Source organism: Haloarcula taiwanensis, assembly GCA_002844335.1.
Lineage (GTDB): Archaea > Halobacteriota > Halobacteria > Halobacteriales > Haloarculaceae > Haloarcula > Haloarcula taiwanensis.
Map to the genome: position 1 here is coordinate 1,882,204 of CP019154.1, position 22,503 is coordinate 1,904,706.

Annotated in this window: 25 protein-coding genes and 1 tRNA gene; 8 read left to right on the forward strand and 18 right to left on the reverse strand. The window is 63.2% G+C overall.

Annotation, left to right across the window (positions count from 1 at the left end):
• Positions 1–159 precede the first annotated feature (159 nt).
• Positions 160–492, forward strand: coding sequence for a hypothetical protein (locus BVU17_09560; GenBank protein AUG48888.1), 333 nt, complete (start codon positions 160–162; stop codon positions 490–492).
• Positions 493–559: 67 nt separating this feature from the next.
• On the opposite strand, the gene BVU17_09565 is transcribed toward BVU17_09560, so the two are convergent.
• Positions 560–925: a hypothetical protein gene (locus BVU17_09565; GenBank protein AUG47748.1), complete on the reverse strand. Its 366-nt coding sequence runs from the start codon at positions 923–925 to the stop codon at positions 560–562.
• Positions 926–1,250: 325 nt separating this feature from the next.
• Between BVU17_09565 and BVU17_09570 the strand changes: the two genes are divergently transcribed.
• Entirely contained in the window at positions 1,251–3,416 is a 2,166-nt protein-coding gene (locus BVU17_09570) for a phosphoribosylformylglycinamidine synthase II (GenBank protein AUG47749.1), read from the forward strand.
• Here the strand turns inward: BVU17_09570 and BVU17_09575 are convergent, their stop codons facing one another.
• The 3 genes from BVU17_09575 to BVU17_09585 all read right to left on the reverse strand — a co-directional run bounded on the left by BVU17_09575 (position 3,417) and on the right by BVU17_09585 (position 6,135).
• A complete protein-coding gene (locus tag BVU17_09575; protein AUG47750.1) occupies positions 3,417–4,634 on the reverse strand; it encodes a two-component sensor histidine kinase in 1,218 nt (405 codons plus the stop codon).
• A gap of 3 nt (positions 4,635–4,637) precedes the next feature.
• On the reverse strand, positions 4,638–5,849 hold the full coding sequence (locus BVU17_09580; GenBank protein AUG47751.1) for a hypothetical protein: 1,212 nt from the start codon (positions 5,847–5,849) through the stop codon (positions 4,638–4,640).
• A gap of 94 nt (positions 5,850–5,943) precedes the next feature.
• Positions 5,944–6,135 (reverse strand): hypothetical protein, encoded by a 192-nt coding sequence (locus BVU17_09585; GenBank protein ID AUG47752.1) that lies wholly within the window; start codon positions 6,133–6,135, stop codon positions 5,944–5,946.
• Between the two features lie 116 nt (positions 6,136–6,251).
• Between BVU17_09585 and BVU17_09590 the strand changes: the two genes are divergently transcribed.
• A complete protein-coding gene (locus BVU17_09590) occupies positions 6,252–7,067 on the forward strand; it encodes an imidazole glycerol phosphate synthase subunit HisF (protein ID AUG47753.1) in 816 nt (271 codons plus the stop codon).
• 296 nt (positions 7,068–7,363) lie between these two features.
• The gene (locus tag BVU17_09595; GenBank protein ID AUG47754.1) at positions 7,364–8,212 is read left to right on the forward strand and encodes a hypothetical protein; all 849 of its coding nucleotides are present in this window, start codon (positions 7,364–7,366) and stop codon (positions 8,210–8,212) included.
• Between the two features lie 2 nt (positions 8,213–8,214).
• Here BVU17_09595 and BVU17_09600 read toward each other — a convergent pair whose 3' ends face one another.
• The 3 genes from BVU17_09600 to BVU17_09610 form a co-directional block, all read right to left on the reverse strand.
• Positions 8,215–8,499 (reverse strand): DNA-directed RNA polymerase subunit L, encoded by a 285-nt coding sequence (locus BVU17_09600; protein ID AUG47755.1) that lies wholly within the window; start codon positions 8,497–8,499, stop codon positions 8,215–8,217.
• 79 nt (positions 8,500–8,578) lie between these two features.
• A complete protein-coding gene (locus tag BVU17_09605; GenBank protein AUG47756.1) occupies positions 8,579–8,890 on the reverse strand; it encodes a DNA-binding protein in 312 nt (103 codons plus the stop codon).
• A complete protein-coding gene (locus BVU17_09610; GenBank protein ID AUG47757.1) occupies positions 8,887–10,266 on the reverse strand; it encodes a hypothetical protein in 1,380 nt (459 codons plus the stop codon). The genes BVU17_09605 and BVU17_09610 overlap by 4 nt, the downstream gene beginning before the upstream one ends.
• A gap of 133 nt (positions 10,267–10,399) precedes the next feature.
• Here BVU17_09610 and BVU17_09615 point away from each other — a divergent pair, with 133 nt between their 5' ends.
• The 4 genes from BVU17_09615 to BVU17_09630 all read left to right on the forward strand — a co-directional run bounded on the left by BVU17_09615 (position 10,400) and on the right by BVU17_09630 (position 13,429).
• Complete coding sequence (locus BVU17_09615; protein ID AUG47758.1) at positions 10,400–11,263, forward strand: cox-type terminal oxidase subunit III; 864 nt, start codon at positions 10,400–10,402, stop codon at positions 11,261–11,263.
• 42 nt (positions 11,264–11,305) lie between these two features.
• Entirely contained in the window at positions 11,306–11,548 is a 243-nt protein-coding gene (locus BVU17_09620) for a flagella cluster protein (GenBank protein ID AUG47759.1), read from the forward strand.
• A gap of 54 nt (positions 11,549–11,602) precedes the next feature.
• Complete coding sequence (locus tag BVU17_09625) at positions 11,603–12,238, forward strand: PGF-CTERM sorting domain-containing protein (GenBank protein AUG47760.1); 636 nt, start codon at positions 11,603–11,605, stop codon at positions 12,236–12,238.
• A 150-nt stretch (positions 12,239–12,388) separates the two neighbouring features.
• On the forward strand, positions 12,389–13,429 hold the full coding sequence (locus BVU17_09630) for a D-arabinose dehydrogenase (protein ID AUG47761.1): 1,041 nt from the start codon (positions 12,389–12,391) through the stop codon (positions 13,427–13,429).
• Between the two features lie 51 nt (positions 13,430–13,480).
• Here the strand turns inward: BVU17_09630 and BVU17_09635 are convergent, their stop codons facing one another.
• From BVU17_09635 to BVU17_09685, 11 genes are all read right to left on the reverse strand, one after another.
• Positions 13,481–13,786: a hypothetical protein gene (locus BVU17_09635; protein ID AUG47762.1), complete on the reverse strand. Its 306-nt coding sequence runs from the start codon at positions 13,784–13,786 to the stop codon at positions 13,481–13,483.
• A gap of 276 nt (positions 13,787–14,062) precedes the next feature.
• Positions 14,063–14,136 (reverse strand) — tRNA-Thr (locus tag BVU17_09640).
• Positions 14,137–14,214: 78 nt separating this feature from the next.
• Entirely contained in the window at positions 14,215–14,628 is a 414-nt protein-coding gene (locus tag BVU17_09645; GenBank protein ID AUG47763.1) for a universal stress protein, read from the reverse strand.
• 3 nt (positions 14,629–14,631) lie between these two features.
• On the reverse strand, positions 14,632–15,381 hold the full coding sequence (locus tag BVU17_09650; GenBank protein ID AUG47764.1) for an ABC transporter ATP-binding protein: 750 nt from the start codon (positions 15,379–15,381) through the stop codon (positions 14,632–14,634).
• Between the two features lie 2 nt (positions 15,382–15,383).
• Positions 15,384–16,169 (reverse strand): ABC transporter ATP-binding protein, encoded by a 786-nt coding sequence (locus tag BVU17_09655; protein ID AUG47765.1) that lies wholly within the window; start codon positions 16,167–16,169, stop codon positions 15,384–15,386.
• A complete protein-coding gene (locus tag BVU17_09660; protein ID AUG47766.1) occupies positions 16,162–17,226 on the reverse strand; it encodes a branched-chain amino acid ABC transporter permease in 1,065 nt (354 codons plus the stop codon). Before BVU17_09660 ends, BVU17_09655 begins: the two co-directional genes overlap by 8 nt.
• The gene (locus tag BVU17_09665; GenBank protein ID AUG47767.1) at positions 17,223–18,110 is read right to left on the reverse strand and encodes a branched-chain amino acid ABC transporter permease; all 888 of its coding nucleotides are present in this window, start codon (positions 18,108–18,110) and stop codon (positions 17,223–17,225) included. Before BVU17_09665 ends, BVU17_09660 begins: the two co-directional genes overlap by 4 nt.
• A gap of 5 nt (positions 18,111–18,115) precedes the next feature.
• Positions 18,116–19,426 (reverse strand): branched-chain amino acid ABC transporter substrate-binding protein, encoded by a 1,311-nt coding sequence (locus tag BVU17_09670; GenBank protein AUG47768.1) that lies wholly within the window; start codon positions 19,424–19,426, stop codon positions 18,116–18,118.
• A gap of 144 nt (positions 19,427–19,570) precedes the next feature.
• Positions 19,571–21,118: an anion transporter gene (locus tag BVU17_09675; GenBank protein AUG47769.1), complete on the reverse strand. Its 1,548-nt coding sequence runs from the start codon at positions 21,116–21,118 to the stop codon at positions 19,571–19,573.
• A gap of 61 nt (positions 21,119–21,179) precedes the next feature.
• Positions 21,180–21,431 (reverse strand): hypothetical protein, encoded by a 252-nt coding sequence (locus BVU17_09680; GenBank protein ID AUG47770.1) that lies wholly within the window; start codon positions 21,429–21,431, stop codon positions 21,180–21,182.
• Between the two features lie 46 nt (positions 21,432–21,477).
• Complete coding sequence (locus tag BVU17_09685) at positions 21,478–22,458, reverse strand: SAM-dependent methyltransferase (protein ID AUG47771.1); 981 nt, start codon at positions 22,456–22,458, stop codon at positions 21,478–21,480.
• Between the last annotated feature and the right edge of the window lie 45 nt (positions 22,459–22,503).

The following is a 22,503-nucleotide window of genomic DNA, read 5'->3' on the forward strand; positions in this document are numbered from 1 at the left end:
GCTGGGGGACATATCGTAAGCCGAGTCGACTGGGGTGAGATATCGGTGGCCTGGTGGGACCGTGGAGGGGTCTCTCTACGAAAAGGGTAACAGCGTGCCAAAAAATGATAGTATTGCACTTCCACCGCGATGCCAAAGCCAGCCGGGGGCGAAACTGACATGAGTAGCGGCATCGTCCGAGATGCGGACGGGACCTACAACAAGCGGCTTCTGGGACTCGTCCTTCTCGTTTTACTCGCCGCCATCGGCGCTGGTGTCGGAACTCTCGGTCTCACCGACACTAACGACCCGGCTCCCAACCAGCCCGCCGTTGAGACGCCGCCTACTCCGACAGAGTCACCCTCGGCAGAGACACCGGCCGGAACCGACTCTACGCCGACCGAGAGCGGCGGCAGTGGCTCGCCGCCACCGAGTGCGCTCCTGACTGAAACCCCGACACCGGCTACCGACGAGTCGAACGGGACACCCACCAGCAACACGACGGTTGCGTAGCCCGGTCCCGCTGGGACGTCTCACTTGCTAGCGTCGCTACTTCGAAGGGGTGCGCCTGTGGGAGTTTTCAAGAAAACAGGAGCGTGAGATTGAAGCCGGTCACGACGAGGCCAAGCACTGTCAGGAGCACCGGCGGGCCGTAGTAGAGCAGTGGGTCTTCCTCCAGCACGCCGCCCCAGATGCTCAAGCCGAGACAACAGTAGATAACAAGCAGTTTGAGTCCGAGGAAGCCACCGCCGCCGAACGACTGGATCGCCCACCGAATCGCGGGATTCGCCTCGGTGAACGTCGGGACGAAATAGACGATGGCGATGGTAGTAACCACGTCGCCGACGCCGTAGGTCGCCAGCGCCACCGCCCACACGCTGGAGAACGACCGGACAGAGAAGGAACTCCCCTCCAGCGTCAGCCAGTCGCTATCCGCAGACCCCATCCTGTACCGGGGTACGTCTAGCGGCCATATATACTGCGAGGGCCAGTTATCTGATTTGAAAAAGGAGTTCCGTGTGGTTCCTGCAGAATACCGGCATAGGACCTCATTATGACTGCGCTACGTCTTCATCTTCACTTCCTGAAAACCATAGTCGAGGGCAGTGGAAGTTCGTAGTCAGACATGCGTTTCAGCTATTGGCTGCGGGTCGTTGAACAGGTCACTCACCTCGCGTGGGACGTGTGCTCCCGACGCTGTTGTACGTTCGTGTGCTGCCGGCGCGGGTGCATGGAAAGGGACTTATCTTGTGGGCGGCCACGACGAGGTAATGAGCCTGTCCGACGCGGACCACGAACTCGTGGTCGAGGAGATCGGTCGGGAGCCGACACGGGCGGAGGCCGCTCTCTTCGAGAACCTCTGGAGCGAACACTGCGCGTATCGCTCCTCTCGCCCCCTGCTGTCGGCGTTCGACTCCGAGGGCGAGCAGGTCGTCATCGGCCCCGGCGACGACGCAGCCGTCGTCTCCCTGCCGTCCCACGGTGACGGCGAGGAGATGTACATCACGATGGGCGTCGAGTCCCACAACCACCCGTCCTACGTCGACCCCTTCGACGGGGCGGCGACGGGCGTTGGCGGTATCGTCCGCGATACACTGTCGATGGGCGCGTATCCCATCGCGCTGGCCGACTGCCTGTACTTCGGCGACTTCGACCGAGAGCACTCCCGCTATCTCTTCGAGGGCGTCGTCGAGGGTATCTCCCACTACGGGAACTGTATCGGCGTCCCGACCGTCACCGGCAGCGTCGCCTTCCACGACGACTACGAGGGGAACCCGCTCGTGAACGTTTCCTGTATCGGCCTGCTGGAACCCGAGCGGACCATCACCGCCGAGGCACAGGAGCCGGGCAACAAGCTCGTCCTCGTCGGCAACGCGACGGGCCGGGACGGCCTCGGCGGCGCGTCATTCGCCAGCGAGGACCTCGCCGAGGACGCCGAAACGGAGGACCGGCCGGCTGTGCAGGTCGGCGACCCGTACTCGGAGAAACTGCTCATCGAGTGCAACGAGGCGCTGCTGGACGAGGGCCTCGTCGAGTCGGCCCGCGACCTCGGGGCCGCTGGCCTCGGTGGGGCGTCTTCGGAACTCGTCGCCAAGGGCGGCCTCGGCGCGCGCATCGAACTCGACCGCGTCCACGAGCGCGAGCCAAACATGAACGCCATGGAGTACCTGCTCGCCGAGAGCCAGGAGCGGATGGTCTACGAGGTCGCGCCGGAGAACGTCGACCGCGTGGCCGAACTCGCCGAGCGGTTCGACCTCGGCTGTTCGGTCATCGGCGAACTCACCGAGCCGGGTACGAACTACGTCTGTACCTTCGAGGGCGAGACGGTCGTCGACGTGGACGCCGCGTTCCTCGGGGACGGTGCGCCGATGAACGACCTGCCGAGCGACGCGCCACCGAAACAGGAACGGAACCTGCCGACCGTGTCACTGGAGGAAGCCTTCGAGCGCATCGTCGCCAGTCCGAACTGCGCCTCGAAGCGGTGGGTGTACCGCCAGTACGACCACGAGGTGCAGGTCCGCACGAGCGTCCTGCCGGGGGACGACGCCGCCCTGCTCGCCATCCGCGAAGCCGGCACCGGCCTCGCTTTCTCGGCCGGCGCGGACCCCAACTGGACCGACGCGGCCCCCTACGAGGGCGCTCGCGCCGTCGCCTTGGAGAACGCCACCAACGTCGCCGCGAAGGGCGCGACGCCCCACGCGGCCGTGGACTGCTTGAACGGCGGAAACCCCGAGAAGCCGGACGTTTACGGCGGCTTCAAAGGCATCGTCGATGGCTTGGCCGACATGTGCAGCGACCTCGACGTGCCGGTCGTCGGCGGCAACGTCTCGCTGTACAACGACTCCCAGGAGGGGCCGATTCCGCCCACGCCGACGCTCGCACTGGTCGGGGTCAAGGAAGGCTACGACGCTCCGCCGCTGTCGCTGTCCGGTGAGGGAACGCTCGTGGTCGTCGGCGACACCGCGCTGGAAGGCGAGACCGACCCGCGGCTGGGCGGCTCTGAGTACACCGCGCAGTTCGGCGGAACCGACCGCTTCCCCGCCCTCCCCGCCGATACGACGGAGGTCGTCGAGACCGTTGCCGAGGTCGCCGACGCCGACCACGTACTGGCGAGCCACGACGTGAGCCACGGCGGCCTCGCGGTGGCACTTGCGGAGATGGTCCACGAGGACGCCGGCGCGTCGGTCGAAATCGAAACGGTCGACCGCGGGACCAAGAACCGACTCCTGTTCAACGAGCGGCCCGGCCGCGTCGTGTTCGAGACGACCGACCCGGCAGCAGTCCGTGAGGCCTTCGATGGCGTCGCGCCGGTGACGGAGCTCGGTGCGGCCACCGGCTCGAACCACCTCGATATCACCGTCACCGACGAGCAACTGCAGTACGACGCCGCGGAAATCGCCGCTCTGCGGTCCGTTATCGACGACGAACTGGCCTGATTACCAGCGGATATCGAACCGCGTCCCGCCCATCTCACTCTCTGTGACTGTGACCGACCAGCCGTGTGCTTCAGCGATGCTCTGAACGATTGATAGGCCGAACCCTGTCCCGTCCGAGTTCGTTGAGTAACCGTGTTCGAACACCAGCTCACGGTCGTCCGGTGGAATACCGGGACCATCGTCCGCGATGGAGAACCCACTCTGCCCGTGTCTCTCGGGCACAGACACAACAACGGAGCAGTCAGCGCCCGCGTGCTCGATGGCGTTCCGGTAGAGATTCTCGAAGAGCTGCTGGAGGCGCTCGGCGTCCGCCTCGACGGTCGCTTCGGTTTCGATGGTAAGCGTTGCGTCCTCGGTTTCGACCTGTTGCCACGCGTCGGCGGCGACGGTTTCGATGGAGACGCTCGCGGTCTCTCCGACGACTCGCCCCTGCCGCGCGAGCGTCAGCGTATCATCGAGAATCTGGGCCATCCGGTCGTGTGCTGCAGCGATCTCCTGTAGCCCTTCCTGCACAGCCCCATCCTCAATGTCATCAAGCAGGAGGTGGGTGCGGCCGGAGGCGATGTTCAACGGGTTCCGAAGGTCGTGGCTGACGATACTGACAAACTCGTCGAGCCGCTCGTTCTGGTGTTTCAGCTGTTGTTCCCGGCGCTTTCGATCTGTGATGTCGGTGTATATCCCGAACCCTTCCAGCTGGCTGCTGTCACGGGTGACAATCGTACTCCGGAACAAATAGGTCCGGACCTCGCCTGATGCGGTCATCCGTCTGACCTCTTGCTCTGACTGACCGGTCTGTTCCCACCAGTCTGTCCTGATACCTTCGGCGTCGGACCCGGGTGGCGCAAGGAGTGTCCGAAGCTTCGCTCCGACTGCATCCGTCTGGTCGTAGCCAAACGACTCCGCAAACGCTTCGTTGATCGACTTGACGTACGGTTCTCGCTGCTCGAACCCGACGACGACAGCCGGGTTCGGAATGTTTCCCAGAAGCGCGTCAAATCGTTCCTGTGCCGCCAGCTGTACGCGGAGTTCACTCGCGACGAGTGCGACGTATCCCTCGTGGTTGTGCTGGATTATATCACAGATGTCCTGTGCATCCGTGTTGTCTATCTCCGTTTCGTCGCTGATACCGAGGTCGGCTATCGCGTCGTCGACGATAGCCGACGCCTTCTCGATGCCCACCGTTTCTGCGAACTTTGAAACGAGTCCTGTTCGATCCATCTGTTACTCCGGCAGTGCCAAAAGCACCGTTGTCGTGTTGTGAAAGCCACTGAGCTGTCCGGCCTGCATACACAGCTCCCCGTACGTCTCAAACCCAGCGACTGGAGCCGACAGGGTCGACGTGATACCGTCGACAGCCGCCGGAAACGCGTCGTCGAAGAGAATCTGACGGCACGCGCAGTCGTAGACGAACGCGCCGGCGATATTACCGTCGCACAGCGAGACAGCGTCGACAGCAGCCTGCTCGGCGGACCTGATCTGGTCCCTTCTGTCGCCATGCATTATCCGAAGGACAGTCCCCGCCGGAATATCGACGGCGAACTGCAGTGCGCCAGTCTCTTCAATCGCAGTCCGTGGCCAGCGAATCTTGTAGGTGTCACCCTGGTCGATGCCAAACAGGTATGCGACCATGAGCTTCCTGAGCTGCGCTGAACCGACGGGGACATCATCGACCGCGACCCCTAACGTCTCCGCAACGTGGTCTCGGACGGCGTCTTTCCACACGTCGAAGGCTGGCTCACCGTTGAGTTCGTGAACCACGTTTCCGGAGACATCAGTTACCTCCCAAGGCTCCGAGATGGGGCTGTGACCGTGGTTGACAGTAATGATCGGACGTTTCTCGCCGGAAACGAGTACGAGAACGACTGCGTCCTCGACAACTGACGCATCACAAAACACCGGCGTTGACTCCATCCGGAGACCGTCAGACGCTGCCCCACCTGCGAATTCGACATAGGGGCCGAGCCGTCGCTGGACCGCCAACGACAACTGCTCACCGACACCTGCGAGACCGTCGTGGAGAACGATCGCTGACTGGTACGGTTCTTCGATGTTTCCAGGAAGCGACCGGACAGCGTCTCTGACAGTCCCACGGGTGTTGTCGCTGAGGCCAGCAGCAAGGGCCGTATCGAACCGGAACGAATCACTGGTAACGAGCGTGACGGCCACGCCGGTATCCATCGCTCGCTCCTCGGTGAACGTGCCACTGGCCGTACAGCCGACAACGGCTGTCTCGTCGCCGACGAGCGCATTCACGCCCGCCAGAACGGCTTCAGCATCGAACTCCGAGCTAGCAAACACTTGACAGAAATCCACTCGCTCGGCGTCAAGCCGGTCACGAGCAGTGCTTGTCGCCTCCCGGCCAGCGCGTTTCCCAGCAGTCGCCACTGACGTTCCCGTAGCGACCGCCGTACGTGCGTCTGACTGGGGCGACATCGTACAACAGTTATTGACGTGTAAGCCTATATACCCCTCCCCAGGAATATCAGATCTGATATTTATGCCGGTCGGCGAGGCCTTATCGACCGTCTCAGGCCAGCGCCAGCGCGAGACCGAAGGTGAGAACCAGTCCGACCAGCAGTACGCCGAGCCCTGTGCCGACCTGCGACATGGTGAACGCGCTCTGTGGGGCCGTCGAGCGAAGCGGCGGTTCGCGCGCGGGGAGTTCGACGTGTTCGGGGTCGTAATCCGGCCGGTCCTCCTCGTGGTGGTCGTCTGCCATAGTCGGTGGTTCAGGAGCGTCGTACGTGTAGCTGTCGGATTGGCACTGCGTATCGGCCAGACACTTGCACCAGTCGAAACGGTCAAGCGGCGTTGTGTCGAATCCACAGCTATCGAATGACGCTCACGAAACGGATCATCCCCTGTATCGACGTGGACGTAGACGAGAACGGTGACGCGGCAGTGTACACGGGAGTCAACTTCGAGGATCTGGAGTACACCGGCGACCCGGTCGAGATGGCAAAGGCCTACAACGAGTCCGGGGCCGACGAGTTCGTCTTTCTGGATATCACCGCCTCCGCCGAGGGTCGCGAGACGATGCTCGATACAGTGTCGGCCGTGGCCGACGAGGTGTTCATCCCGCTGACCGTCGGCGGTGGCATCCGGACGCGCGCCGACATCAAAGAGACGCTGCGGGCCGGTGCGGACAAGGTATCGATCAACTCCGGGGCCATCGCCGAACCGGACCTCATCAACGACGGCGCGGCAGCCTTCGGGAGCCAGTGCATCGTCATCTCCGTCGACGCCCGGCGGCGCTTTGACAACGACGGCGAGCACTACACCGAGGTCGACGGCGAGTCCTGCTGGTTCGAATGCACCGTCAAGGGCGGGCGCGAGGGAACTGGACTGGACGTCATCGAGTGGGCCACCGAAGCAGAAGAGCGCGGCGCGGGCGAGCTGTTCGTCAACTCTATCGACGCCGACGGGACCAAGGATGGCTACGACATCCCGCTGATGAAAGCCGTCTGTGACACCGTCTCGACGCCGGTTATCGCTTCCTCTGGCTGTGGGAGCCCGGCCGACATGGAAGAAGTGTTCGTCGATGCCGGCGCGGACGCCGGTCTCGCCGCCTCTATCTTCCACTTCGGCGAGTACTCCATCGCCGAGACCAAGGAGTATCTCGACGGCAAGGGGATTCCGGTCCGACTGTAACACCGTCCCCGGCCTGGGGTCGAAATAGTAAATAGCCGTACCTGTCTCTTTCTTTGTATGACGCAGTTCTCTGGGCGTCTCGGATGGCCTCGGTTTTTTCCGCGTCTCGGCGTTCGGTATCAGCTGTCGGCGTTAGCGGGCACAGATTCGGCAGTCGCTGGCAGCATCCGTCCGTGGGGGAGGTCGTACCCGGGGCGTCAACTGGCTGAGCGACAGTGGGGGTACGGCTCCAGAGAGTCACAGCGCCGTGGCCTAGCATCGGGCAGGCTTTATCCGCCCACCACGGAGCATCACCAATGAAATGGCGGTGTGAGTGGTGTGGCAAACCTCACGAAGAAAATGACCCGCCGTGTGACAACTGCGGGCACGGTTCCTTCGAGGAGGCCGTGACGCAAGTCAACGAAGAAGTCGTCGAGGGCGGCCCCAGATGGGTCTGTCTGGACTGCGGTCGCCAGCACCAGAAGAACTCGCCGCCGTGCAAACGCTGTGGCGGGAGTAACTTCGAGCGACGGACGGGGCCGCCGGAGGACGATCCGCTGGATGATATAAAGACCGGCTGGCTGGACGTGCTCGAAACGAAGTACGTGCTCGGCTACGCCGCCGTGGCACTGCTGCTCGGCCTCATTGTGCTTGCTGCTGTCGGCGGCATCACGCTGCCGGGCTTCGCCGCCGAAACCCCCGCCGGCCCACCGCAGATCGCATCCCCCGCCGGAAGCGGCGACACCGTCGACTCGCTCTCGCTCGCCGCAGTCGAGGGCACCTACGTCGACGTGTACAACGTCCGGCGGTCGGGCGTCGGCGGCGGGACGGTCTCGCGGAACGCGACCCTAGACGACGCCGCAGCCTACTACAACAAGGGCCGTGTCGACGCGCGATACGACAACGGCGAGCGGCCGACGCGCGAAGGGGTCTCCCGGTTCGCCCCCTCCTGTGAGCGCCCAGTCGTGGTCAGCTACGAGGTGGCCTACGACCGGACGCCACAGTCACTCAGCCAGTACCAGAACGAGACGGCGCTGGCAACCGCACTCGTCGACAGCTACATTGAGCGAGGTAACAGGATTCAGAGAGCGGAGGACGGACTGATCGGTCTCGACATCCACGTCGGTCCGGACGAACGCGTGTTCGTCACGTACGTGCTCTGTTAGAATTACGCGGCGGCTTCGAACGCGTCGGTAAAGCTGTCTGCCTTCTCGATGACGGCGTCGGTTCCGTCTTCGAGCGCTTCCAGCGCGTCGACGCCCTCCTCGGTCTTGATTGTCAGCACCGGGTCCGTCTGGCCACCGGACTGTTCCGGGTTCACGTCGTAGGTCGCCGCCGTGACGCCCTCTGTCTCCAGCAGCGCCCCTTTGATGACGTTCATGAACGTGTGGTCCTCACCGGCGATTTCGATAGAGAGTTCCGTGTCGGATTTGTCGATAACGCGAAGGTCCATACCCATCTGTTGGTCACCTGCGACCCATCAACGCTTCGCTTCCCGTCCGCTGTGTCGGTGACAGCGTGACACCCGGAGACTACACGAGTGCGTACACCATCAGGAAGCCAAAGTAGAGGAGTACGAGCGCGCCCAGTGCCTGGAGTCGGAACGTCGAAAGCGACTCTTCCTCCTCGCTGTGGGCCGCTCGAAAGGCCTCAATCTCCTCGTCGCCGAGTTCGTTAGGGTGGGCCAGACCGCGGTGGAGCGCGAGCCAAGACTCGCGGGCGAACGGCCGGCCGCAGTACGAACACGTGTGGGCCGTGGCGTCGGCCGGGACATCGTAGGCTGGTTCGTCGTCGGTACTTGTCGCTGCCGTATCAGCTACCGGCTGGGTTGCTGTGTCAGTCATAGATGTGGGAGTGCCACCTCCGGCTGTGAGACGACCCAGAGACTCGTCATCGTATAAAACACCATGACCGCGATGAACGGGTACTGCGACCGAATCGCCTGCAGTCGCGCGGGAAACAGGTCGTATGCGGCGGCGTGGGCCACCCAGATAGCGACCAGATGACCGACGATGACCGACGCGAGCGCGACCGCGCCGAACCACGCCGGCAGGTCGACGGTCGGCACTACTGCCGGATTCGCAAACGGCGACGTGAGCGCGACGGCCAGTGAGGGTGCGAGGACGAGGAAGTATCCGAGGTAATGCGCGAAATGATAGCCGACGGCGATGGCGACGAGCGGCGGCGCGAACCGCCGTGCGAGAACAGCCGGGGTCAGATACGTGTCCGACATATCGCGGGAGAGCCGGACCGCGAGTCGATACACGCCGAGGAAGCCGGCGAAGCCGACGCCGAGCGCGACCGGATACAGGAGATGCGGCGGGACACCGGCGGCGACGAGTGGCGTCGTCAGGTCCCGCCAGACCGGTGTCGTGACCAGTCCGTCGTAGGTCGTGACCCACAGCAAAGCGATCACGAAGGCGACCTCGTCAGGCCCGTCGACCAGCCGCGGCGTCGAGAGGTCCATGCCGGGGAGTCGGAGTCGGAGTCCGTCCTCATCGCGGCCGATGGGTGCAAAGCGACCGTAGTAGCGGAACACCCGTTCCACCGGGTCGGCGTGAGCGAACCAGTCGTCAGGCCCGAACACGAGCGCGCCCGCGAGTGTCACCACAGCGTAGCCGGCGACAACTGACGCGAGCAGTCGGGGCTGGTCAGCGAGGGGGCTGACGACCTCTACCCATACCAGCACGAGCAGGCCGCCGACGGCGGGCCACGACCCGACGCGGGCCGGGTAGCTGCGGTCGAGTGTCGGGAGGAACCCAGCGAGGGTCTTGAATGGATTGAGCGTCGCCCAGCTGTTCCCCACGAGGTACGTTGTCATCGTCAGCCCAGCCCACCAGCCGACCCAGACGAGCAGTATTGCGAGATTCGTCCGGGCGTTCGTCGGCCCGATGAAGCCGACGACGAACACTGCGGCGAGTCCGGCAAGCCCGATGAGCTGCCCAGCGAGCCGGAGGATGCCTTCGAAATTACCCGACAGCGGTCGCCCCCAGTCGTGTATCCGCTCAATGAACGCGCGGTCAGTGACAAACGACGCCAGCAGGAACGACGCGCCGACGGCCGCGCCGCCGGTACTCAGAAAGAGCCACGTCGGGATCGTCAGTGACTCTCGACCGCCACCGGCGAGACTGCCGCCGTGTGCGCTCGCCGTCCCTGTCGCGGCCAGCCAGCCCAGCCCACACACCACAAGCGCGACTGTGCGACGCCTCCCAGATGTCATCGTCGATAGTTGGGGCTTCGCCCCCGTGTAGTTTCCGGGATGCCGGCGAGGCACCCGTCGGATCGAGGTTGCGGTGGCACAGGCCGCAGGGAATTGGATGGGCTTTTAGTATTCCGTTCGCAAGGGCCCTAGTATGAGTGTCTCCGATGAACACGCGGACGACGGGCACGGGGACCACCACCTCCCGGCAACGGAGGACTGGCCCCACGGGTTCGGCGAGGCCAGCTGGTGGCCCTTTGTGACGGCGATCGGTGGTTCGGGCATCTACGTCAGCGCGGCCCTGCTCGTGCTCTCGATGGGTGAGAACGCGCTTGTCAGCCAGACTGTCGGGGCAGGAGCGATGGCCGGGAGCGTCGGCCTCTTCCTCGTCGGCATCTACGGCTGGCTGTACCACGCCTTCGTCTCGGACTTCTGGGAGCGCGGGACGGACTACCACTCGGACAAGACGCTGAAGTTCGCCATGCTCCTGTTTCTCGGGAGCGAAATCGCCACGTTCGGCGCTGGCTTCGTGTACTACTTCATTGTGCGCGGCGGCGAGGTCTGGACACAGGCGGCAGTGCCCGAAGTGTTCGGCTCGCTGGTGATTATTAACACGCTGATTCTGATTGCCAGCTCCGTGACGCTGCACTTCAGTCACGTCGCGCTCCGTAACGGGGACCGCAGCCGGTTCCTGAAGCTGCTGGGCGCGACGCTGCTACTGGGCATCGTCTTCATCGGCGGACAGGTCTACGAGTACTACGAGTTCATCGTTCACAAGGGCTTTACAATCGGTGGCGGCATCTACGGGTCCGCGTTCTACGGGCTGACTGGGCTCCACGGGCTCCACGTCACGATGGGCGCTGTGCTCCTCGGTATTGTCTTCATCCGCGGGTACTACGGGCAGTACTCGGCTGAACGGCACACCTCCGTCTCGACGGCGTCGATGTACTGGCACTTCGTCGATATCGTCTGGATCTTCCTCGTCGTCGTGCTCTACATGGGCGCGAACCTGGTGTAAGTCGCCGACGAGTTTTAGACGGCCGCCGCTCGTTTCACACGTATGGATCGGCTAGACATCAGCGGGAGCTTTGACGTTCACGAGTACCGACACGGGCTCAAGCTGCTGAAAGACGACCGGGGTACGATGACGCTGTCGAACCGAGAGGGGTTCGCCTGTCCGGCCTGTGGCAACGAGTTCGAGACGCTCTTTATCAGCGACAAACGGACAAACACCTTCGGAAACCCCGGGTCGCCCTTCTGTCTGGTCCGGACTGATGACCAGCTGCTGGTCCTGACACATTGAGCCGGACCGACTTCGGTAACAAGGCTTATTCCACCGCATCCGATTCGGTGAGGTATGCATCGGATTATCCCCGCAATCGGCCTCGCTGCCCTCGTCGTGCTATCCGGCTGTGTGACGGCGACGGTTGATTCGACTGTGGCCGCCGACGGCACAGTTTCGGAGTACGACCTGACCCTCGAAATGTCCCCGTCAGTGTACGACGGGCTTCAGAATCAGGCCCAGCAGGAAGGCTATGACTCGGTCGAAGGATATCTTCTGGCCGACGTGAACACCAGTCGAATGTCGAACTACACGTACGAACAAGAACTGGAGGGTGAGAACGTCACGCTCTCGATGACATTCACGGACTGGAACCCCGGCCCGGAAAGCGATGTGTCGGTCAACGCGAGCGGGGGCAACGTCACGTTCGAAGACCGGACGTTCGTTACTGCGAACGAGGATACTGATGTGGCCTTCGGCGACGGCGTCGCAGTCGAGTACCGGCTGACGATGCCCGCCGACATCTCGTCTTCGAACGCTGATATCGTTCAAAACGAGACCGCTGTCTGGGAGTACGCGGCTGATGAGCCGGTCGAGGACCCAATCCGCGCGACCAGCCCCGCGCCCTCGTCGGCCTTCGGTCCCGGTATGGGAATTCCCGTCGCCGTCGTGGCACTGCTGGGGGCCGCGCTGCTTGCCAGTCGGGACTGAGTAGCTGCGTCACCGCACCGCTGTTTTTATATTCGGACGCAACGCCGACCGACTGCTCGACACTCTTCCAGACGGGTGGACAACGATACAGCCAATATATACGATGTTTTATAATATGGGTTTATTGTCGTTTCGTCCGGAGACAGGACGATGCGCGCAGCCAGACTCCACGAGTACACGCACGACATGTCGAACGGGCTCTCGATAGACGACGTAGGTGCGCCACAGGTCGCAGCCGGAGATGATGTCATCGTCGAAGTCGACGGAGCCGGCTGGTGCCAGACTGACAATCACATCATCGAGGGAATGTGGGAGCAGTACGTCCCGCAGGACCTCCCGATGACGCTGGGCCACGAGAACGCCGGCACAGTCGTCGAAACGGGCGACGACGTCGACATCGTCTCGGAAGGCGACAAAGTCATCTGCCACCCGGTCCAGACCTGTGGGACCTGCCGACCGTGCCGGCAAGGTGAGACCATGTACTGCGAGAACGACGCGTTCAACGGACTGACGACCGACGGCGGCTTCGCCGACCAGTTACTGACCAGCGACCGGTCGGTCATCCCGCTCCCCGATGGCGTCGACCCGGCTGACATCGCCCCGCACGCCGACGCCGGTATCACGGCCTATCACGCGGCGAAGAAAGCCGTCGACGGACTCAATCCCGGCGACACAGCGGTCGTTATCGGCATCGGCGGCCTCGGTCACATCGGCCTCCAGTGCCTCGACGCCATGTGTGCCGCCGACCTCGTCGCCGTCGACATCAAGCAGTCCGCTCGCGACCTCGCCGCCGACCTCGGTGCACACTACACCATCAACCCAGAAAGCGAAGACGTCGCCGCCGAGGTCGAAGCCATCAGCGATGGCGTCGGTGCCGCACAAGTCCTTGACTTCGTCGGGGCCGATGAGACGACGGCGCTCGCGCCCGATATCTGTGCCGCCGGCGGCGACCACCACATCATCGGCTACGGCGGCCATATCCACGAGCCCGCGCAGGCGCTCGTCAACGGCGAATTCGCTTATCAGGGAAACATCGTCGGTCAGTACACCGAGCTGCAGGAACTGGTCGCACTCGTCGACCGCGGCGCGGTTACCCTCCACACGACCCAGTACGACCTCAGCGAGGTGAACACCGTCGCACAGATGCTGGAAAACCGGGATATCGACGGGAGAGCGGTTATAACGCCCTGAACCGTTTCCGAGACGGTATCCCATCGCCGGGCGGAGGACCCACCGTCCGGCTCAGTGACCGTCGGCGCGGGTCTGCTCTGTGTCCTCGGCCAGATCATGATAGCGTCTGAGAAACGTGTCTCGACTCACGGTCCCGGCACCGGCCGCTTCGAGTCGGTCTTCCAGCCCGGCCCGGCCGAAGTGACAGTCCTCTTGGTAGCAGGGCTTGCACAGATATTCGAAGGACTTGCCGTCGCGGTTCCAGCGGTCCCCGTACTTATCGTACTCTCGGGCGTCCGACCGGGCGACCGTTTCACCGCAGGCGATGCAACAGACGTCTTCGTCGGTGTCGCGGTGCCAGGCGTTTCGGAAATCCATCAGAACCACACTCCATCTGACTGTCCGCACGTGCGTCCGTCGTGCCGGTCTCGCGGGCACACCGCAGTCTCCGCCAGTAATTCGTGCTGTGTGACCATCGTTTACGGCTAGAAATTCCGCCCGGCAGTCCGTTGCCGTATCGCATCACTGCTGAGGTTCATTTTTATATTAGCTTGCGGAGCACCGTCGGAACAGTGACACAGTTCCTGTAACTGTCGACAAACCGCCTTCGGTAGAATACACGGCTAACCCGTAAACCAACATTCAAAAGCGGAAAGCCGGTGGAGGGATTTGAACCCTCGGCCTAATCCTTACGAAGGATTCGCTCTGCCAGTCTGAGCTACACCGGCGCGTCGCTCGCGTACATCAGTTGTTGGACGCATAACCGCAATAAGGATTGCGAATCGGGGCCACCGAGAGAGACGTTCTCACTCAGCTCGGGACCCGACGACGGTGACCGGGTCGTCCGCCTCAAGCAGGACCTGCTGGGAGACGCTCCCGAACACGGCCTTGCCGGTCGGTGACCGCTTTCTGGACCCCATGACGATCTGGTCGACGTCGAACTCCTCGGCTAGGTCGATGATGCCGTCAGCCGGCGGCTGCTGGCCCTCAGCTAGCTGGACATCGACATCGTGGTCCTCGAGATAGTCGCGTACGAGCCTGACTGTCGAGATCCGCTCGACGTTGCGTATCTCCTCGGGCGCTTCCGCCTCTTCCTTGGTCAGTGCATGTGTGATTACGGCCTTGATCTCGGTCTCGGCAGACGGTAGCTCCGCGACGAAGGCGGCCTGGCCACGAGCGCGGTCTTCATCGGCATCGACTGGGACAAGTATCGTGTACATGTTTTACCCTCCTAGATACAAGCGTCCGACTTCCTCGTCGTTAAGCAGTTCGGTCCCCGTGCCGGTGAACTTGATTTCGCCGCTTGCGAGCACGAAGCCCCGGTCGGCGATAGAGAGCCCCTTTTCGGCGTTCTGTTCGACGAGCAGGATGGTCGTCCCGAGGTCGTTGAGCTGCTTGATGCGCTCGAACACGTCGTCGATAAACCGCGGTTCGAGTCCGATAGACGGCTCATCGAGCATCATCACGTCCGGTTCAACCATTAGCGCGCGGGCCAGTTCCAGCAGGCGACGCTGGCCGCCCGAGAGGGTGCCGGCAGACTGGCTCCGGAGGTCGGCGAGCACCGGGAACTCCGCGTACAGTTCCTCGGCACGGGCGGCGGCGCGGTCGTCGTCGTTGAACACGTACCCGCCCATCAGCATGTTCTCGTGGACGCTCATCCCCGGGAAGACGCTGGCATCTTGCAGCACGTAGCTCATCCCGTTGCTGAGGTTCTGCTGTGGCGACCGGCCAGTGATGTCTTCGCCCCGAAACGACACTGTCCCGGTCTGGACATCCGCGAAGCCGTAGATGCTCTTCATCAGCGTGGACTTCCCCGAGCCGTTCGGACCGATGAGACAGGCGACCTGTTCGTCCTCGACAGCGATGCTCACGTCGTGTAACACCGTCGTGTTGCCGTAGCCGGCTGTGACGTTCTCCATCCGAAGCACCGGCTCCCCGGTCGAGTCGCCCGTGGCGTCTGGTGTGGATGCCATACTTACTCCCTCCCGAGGTACGCGTCGAGCACGCGCTGGTCGTTCTGTATCTCTTGGGGCGTCCCCTCAGCGATACGTTCGCCGTGGGCCAGGACGTAGATGCGGTCGGCGATGTCCATGACGAAGTCCATGTTGTGTTCGATGAGGAAGATGGTCGACTCCTGTTCCTCGTTGGCACTGCGGATGTAGTCGATGAGATTCCCAAGCATCGAGGGGTTGATGCCACCGGCCGGTTCGTCCATCAGCAGGATCTCCGGTTCCGACATCAGCTCCATCGCGAACTCGAGTAGCTTCTGCTGGCCGAAGCTCATCCGCCCGGCGCGGGTCTCGGCCAGCCCGCCGAGGTCGACGTAGTCCAGCAATTCGTCCGTCCGGGCGAGCAGCGAACTGTCGGGGCGACGCATGAGGCTTGAGACGTCAGCGCCGCCCTCCTGTGCCGCAAGCAGCAGGTTCTCGCGGACGGTCATGTCCCCGAAGATGCGGGTTTCCTGGAACATCCGGCCCAGGCCGGCCCGCGCGATTTTGTGTTCGGGCCAGTCCGTCACGTCCTCGCCCTGCAGGTAGACCCGGCCCTCGTCGGGCGTCAGCGTGCCGGTGATGCAGTTGAACAGCGTGGACTTGCCCGCGCCGTTCGGCCCGATGAGGCCGACGATTTCGCCGCTGTGGATTGCGATGTCCACGTCGTCGACGGCGGTCAGCCCGCCGAAGCGCTTCGTGACGCCGTCCGTCTGCAACACCGCACGGTCGCTGTCCGTGTCGGTCACCGGGCCGCTCGTCGCTTTACTCATCGGCACTCACCTCCGATCCGTCGTCAGTATCTGTGGCGGCCATGCCGCCGTGCTTGTAGTAGTCCATCTGGCTCGCGTATTCGCTGAGCGTTCCGACGACCCCCTTGGGGAAGCCGATAACAGTGATGATGACGGCCCCACCGAGCAAGACGAGCTGCCACCCGACGGCGTACGTCTCCACGAGTTCGATGATGGTGTGGAGGCCGAACGCGCCGATGACGGGGCCGGCAACGGTGCCGGACCCGCCCAGCAGCGCCATCGCGATGAGCTCCACGTTCCACGCGCCGTTGTAGGCGGTCTGGGGGTCGATGAACGTGTTGAACAGGCTGTACGCGGCCCCGGCAAAGCCCGTGAACAGGCCGGCCAGCATCCACGCGGCTGTCTTGTAGTAGGTGGTATTGAACCCCATCGCCGTGGCCTTTTCCTCGTCGTCGCGGATGGCGTTCAGCACGAAGCCAAAGCGCGTCCCCGAGAGGTAGTAGACGAGCCCCATCTCGAAGACGAGAACGCCGAGGAACAGGTAGTAGAAGGTCTCGGCCGACGGCGTCTCCAGCAGTATCTTGCCGCTGGCGCCACCGGTGATATCGAGGATGCGGGAGACCTGTTGCGCGACCAGCAGGACGCCCAGCGTCGCAATGGCAAAGTAGTGGCCACGGAGCCGAAGCACGACGATGCCGATGATAGCTGCGAAGGTGACGGCGAGCAAGCCGGCCAGCAGGAACGCGACCGGGAACGCGAGGGCGAAGTCCTTCGTCAGGATGGCCGTCGCGTACGCGCCGATCCCGAAGAAGGCCATATTCCCGAAACTCGGATACCCGGTCTGTCCGCCGACGATGTCCCAGGAGAGCGCCAGGATGGCAAACAGGAACATCTCAGTGAGCACTGTCATGTAGTACCCGCCTTCGAGGCCGAGGAGAGGGAACGAGGCTGCAACCAGTGCTCCAAGACCGAGAAGCGGCCAGCCGTAGTCGTCACAGGTCCCGAGGAACCGGTCGACTTGCTCCGGCGGAAGAATCGACCGGAGGACGCCGCCAGACTCCTCGTCAGTCGTGCTCATTGGTCAGCCTCCTGGCCGAACAGGCCCTTCGGTTTGAGAATGAGCAAGACGATGAGCAGCGAGAAGCTCACTGCGAGCGTCCACTGCGAGGACGCGAAGCCGGCGACCAGTTCCTCGACCGAGCCGAGCAACAGGCCGCCGATGAGCGCGCCGGGGATGCTTCCGACGCCGCCAAAGACCACGATGATAAAGCTCTTGAGCGTGTAGATGAGCCCCATCTGCGGCTGGATGTTCAGAATGACGGCGATGAACGCGCCGATACCGCCGGCGATAGCCGATGAGACGCCGAAGGTCACCGCGCGGGTGTGCTCGACGTCGATGCCGACCAGCGCCGCGGCCTCGGGGTTCTGTGAGACGGCCCGTATCGCTCGTCCGGTCCGTGTTTTCTGGAGGAACACGTACATGAGCGCAGTGAGGACGAGCGCGCCGGCGAAGGCGACAAGTTTCATCTTCGGGACGACAATACCGGCGAGAGTCATCGACGGGTCCGCGAAGCTGACCTGAATCGACCGCGGGTTCGCCGACCACGCCTGTATCGCCAGTTGCTGGATGGCGATGCTCGCGCCGAAGGTCACCAGCAGTGTGAGGAAGATGTCGGTTCCGATGACGCGCGAGACCAGCGTTCGCTGGAGCGCGTAGCCGATTCCGAACAGTACGGCGATGGCAACCGGGATGGTCGCCAGAAACAGGAGCGGCGACCCCTCCGCGTTCCCGGTAATCAGCGTCAGCACCCAGTAAGAGGTGTAGCCGCCGAGCATCACCATCTCGCCGTGGGCGAGATTGATGATGTCGACGACGCCCCAGATGAGCGCGAATCCGACCGCCACGCCTGCGAACAGCGCACCGACCAGCAGGCCGTTGACGACGAACTGGGTGGCAGCCATCGCTCTCAGCGCTCGCTCCAGTCGGGCATCGGATATATCGGTTCCGACTGTGCGACGTTCTCCGGGTACGTGATCTGGAGGCCCGGGTCAGGCTGCCACTGATAGACCAGCATGTTCTTGTCGATGACGCCGCTGTCATCGAAGGCGACAGACCCGTACACCGTCGAGAATTCGGCCTGTCGGATGTGGTCTCGGACCGCTGTCGGGTTGAGTTCGTCGACGTTCTGGAAGGCGTTCATATAGGTGAGGATGACTGCCTCGCCGGCCGCGCTGTGGTAGTCCGGCGTGTAGTCGTAGTTCTCCTCGATAGCCGAGACGAAGTCGCCGGTCTTGCCGAACACCGGATCGTCGAAGTTCGCGTTGACGGCCCACGAGGACGGCCCGTACAGATAATCACCGTTCGCGCCGGCCTCGTTCTTGAACGATTCGTTGAGGCTGCCGACGGTCCCCATCGCCGCGTCGACGTTGACGTTCTGACTCTCCATCTGGTTGGCCAGAATAATGTTGTGCTTCTGGTGGGCACACAGCAGGAGGATGTCAGCGCCGCTGTCTCGAACTCTGCCGAGGTTCGTCGAGAGGTCAGACGTGTCCGAGGGGAACGTCTGATCGACGACCAGTTCCAGATCTGTGTCACTGATTTTGTTCCGTGCGCCCTCTGCGGTCGACTGGCTGAACGTGCCGTCTTCGGCAAGGATCGCGATAGACTCCGGTGCCGAGTCCTGTGCGAGGCACATGTCGATGTAGCTCTTGGCGTACTTGTTCGCCGTCGGCAGGAGGCCGAAAATCCACTCGTTGCCCTGTGCGAAAATTTCCGGGCTTGCGCCGCCGCCCTCGACCATCGGCTTCTGGTTCTGTGCGGCCACGGCGCTCGCGGGCAGGGTGACCGTACTTGAGTACGGTCCGAGCAGGTAGTCGATCCCTTCGCGGTCGATGAGTTCCTGATAGATGGACTTCGACTGGGAAGCGTCGGTGCTGTCATCACGGAGCACCATCTCCAGTTCGTACGTGTTGCCGTCGCCGGCCTCGACGCCGCCGGACTCGTTGATGCGCTCGATGGTCAGTTCGTACGCGTCCTTGTACAACTGCCCGAGGTCGGCGTTGTCTCCAGTGAGACTCATCGAGCCACCGAGAGTGATGACGTTCGTTCCACTGCCGCTTTCGCCGGTGGAGCCGCCGTCGCCGCCACCACTTCCATCGCCCCCGTCGCTACTGCCGTCGCCCCCGTCACCAGAACAGCCAGCGAGGCCGGTCAGTCCGAGGACACCTGTGCTTCCTGCCACCTTCAGAAACGCGCGTCGGTCGTGTTGTCCAGTCATGGGTCGGTTTACACCCGTGTATCAATGATACACGGCCTGTACGTTCCGTTGTGACATACCCTATTAAATGTTAAGGATACGGCGACAGAGACAGACCCGTACGTATAAAACTCTCTCTTAGAGCGAGCCACGCGGAAGAGCGGCCTACCAGAGTATATGCGGCCAGAAGACCGCGAAGGAAACGAGGACGAGCCCTGTCAACACGAGCGTCATCAGGACGTTCAGCACGACACCGGCCCGTATCATATCCCGCTGCTCTAGGTGGCCGCTGCCGAAGACAATGGCGTTCGGCGGCGTCGCGACGGGGAGTGCGAACGCGAAGCTCGCCGCGATAGCCCCGGTAACCGTCAGCGTGATCGCAGCCTGCACCGGCTCGACGCCGAGTGTTCCGGCGAGCACGCTCCCGAGGCCGATGAGGATCGGAGCGAGTATCGTTGTCGTCGCCGTATTTGAGGACAGTTCCGTCACCAGCACGGTGAAGACGACGACAGCAAGCACGACGAGGACCAGCGGTGCGCCGACTAGAGTATCGAAGACAGTCCGTGCCAGCCACGTCGTCGCCTCGGTTTCGGCCAGTGCATCTGCCAGTGAGATGCCGCCACCGAACAGGATAATCGTCCCCCAGTCGATATCGACCAGATTCTCCCAGTCGTCGGCGCCGGAAAGAACGAGTGCCGGAATCGCGAGCAGTCCGACCACCACGAGATACAGGACGCCGCGATGCCCCGTCAGACCGAACACAGTGTCGCCTGCGCCGCCGAACAGTGTCACGAACACCGGGTCGGGAAGAATGCCTTCGAACAGGAACCCAAGCCCACCGAGGATCCACAGGCCCGCTGTAGCCGCAAAGATATACGCTGCGCGGCGACCGCCCGTCGATAGCGGCCCCTCCTCCGCAAGATACGCTTTCGCCTGCGCGTTGGCCCCACTCACGTCCTCGACTTCCGGCGGGTAGAGCCAGAACGTCAGAACGTACCACGTCAGTGGGAGGGTCAACACGACGATCGGAAGCCCGATGGCCAGCCACTGCACGAACGATATCTCGACACCGATGAGCCTGTCGAGAAACGCCACGGCGACGACATTTGGCGGTGTCCCGATGAGGGTCCCAACCCCGCCGACGCTCGCCGCGTAGGCCGTGCCGAGCAAGGTCGCGACCCGCATGTTCGATGTCTCGCCGTCGGGAACATCTCGACCGACAACCTCGGCAAGCACACCCAGCGCGACGGGCGTCATCATCGCCGTCGTCGCCGTGTTCGACACCCACATCGAGAGAACCGCCGTCGCAACCATGATTGCCAGAATGAGCAGTCGTGGCGAGCGCCCCATCCAGCTAATGAGGTGCAGGGCGATGCGACGGTCGATGTTGTGAGTCTGGAGCGCCTTCGCGAGCATGAAGCCGGCCACGAACAGGTAGATGAGCGGGTCGGCAAACCCCGAGAGTGCGGCCTCCATCTCGGTGTAGATGCCGAACACCGTCAGTAACACCGGTATCAGCAGCGCCGTTACCGGGAGCGGCAGCGCGTCGGTCACCCAGAGAATCGCCGCGAAGGCCATCGTCGCCAGTGCATACTGGGCGGCGATATCGAGTCCGGACGGCGTCGGGACCGCGGCTATCACAGCTGTCGAGGCGAGCGCGACGGCAATCGCCGCCGCCGTTCGTCGCGGTCGCGTTCGACCCGACCAGGTCATGGCAAGCCCCGCTGGTTAGTCACCGCGTCTCGGCGTCCGTTGGATATCCCTTCGGTCATGGTTAGAAGTTCGAAACCAGCACGCGAACCTGCTCGGTAGTCAGCTCCGACTGGTACAGATCGAACAACACTTCGAGTCGTTGCTCCGAGAGGCTCCGGTTGTTGTTCTCCAGCATCGAGATGTGAGCCTGCATGATATCGTCGATTTCCACCTCGACCTCCCGCTGGCCGAACCCCGCCGCGACGCGGAGGAGCCGCCACGCTGTCGGCGAGATGTCGTGGATGTCGATATCGTCACCCTCGCTCACCTCCATCTGCTACTATTCCCCACCATCAGACGAATGAACATAACTGTTCGTCTTAGCGTGTCAGCCGAACGTCGAGAACGACGTTGTGTTCTTTCGGGGCATACGACCGAACAGTGTGGCGCGTTTCGACCGTCACGTCGTACGTCGGCTCCGCAGCCGCCCGGATCACTCGCTCGCCGGGACCGAACAGGTCATCCTCGTGCTGAATGTCGTAGTAATGCAGAACGCACTCGTCGGCCGCCAGACAGACGGCGGTCTCAAGAAACTCATCGGCGCTGTGGGGCAGGTTCATCACGACGCGGTCGGCCCAGCCCTCGTACTCGCCGGCAACCTCGCGTACGTCGCCACAGATACCGGTCACGCGGTCGGAGACGCCGTTTTGCTCTGCGTTTGCCCGGAGGTACTTGATCGCCGTCTCGTTGATGTCGGTCCCGACACAGGTCGCCTCGCGTTTGGCGAACGGAATCACGAACGGACCGACACCGGCGAACATGTCGAAGGCTCGCTCTCCCGCACTGACCTGCTTGGTAACACGATGGCGCTCTGTCGCCAGCCGCGGCGAGAAGTACACTTCGGCGAGGTCGAGGTCGAACGTACAGCCGTACTCCCGGTGAGTGACTTCCGTCCCCTCACCAGCGAGTACGTCCCAGTCGCGGACCCGCTGTTCGCCCTTGATTTTCGATGCGCGATTCAACACCGCTCGCACGGGGAGGTCCGACTTCATAATCGCGTCGGCAATCGCCCGCGCCCGCTCGTCGTCGTCCTCGTCGACAATCGCGATGTCGCCGATACGTTCGTAGCTCGGATCGAAGCCGAGGGCATCCGCCGGCATCGTCTGGCCCTCGCGGACCGGCGGGTCTGCCTCCACGACGGCCAGGTCCGACGGCACCGCTGTGGGGTCGGTGACAGGAACGTATAGCTGGCCGTCGACGACCGTGATATCGTAGCCGTCGTCGACGAGGTTTGCCTCGGCGAGGCGCTGGCGCGTCTCTTCGCCGGCCTCGCGGGGAACGCGAACGCAGGGAACGCCCATACGTCTCTTCCCCGACCGTGGGCGGTAAGCCTGACGCTTCGCGCC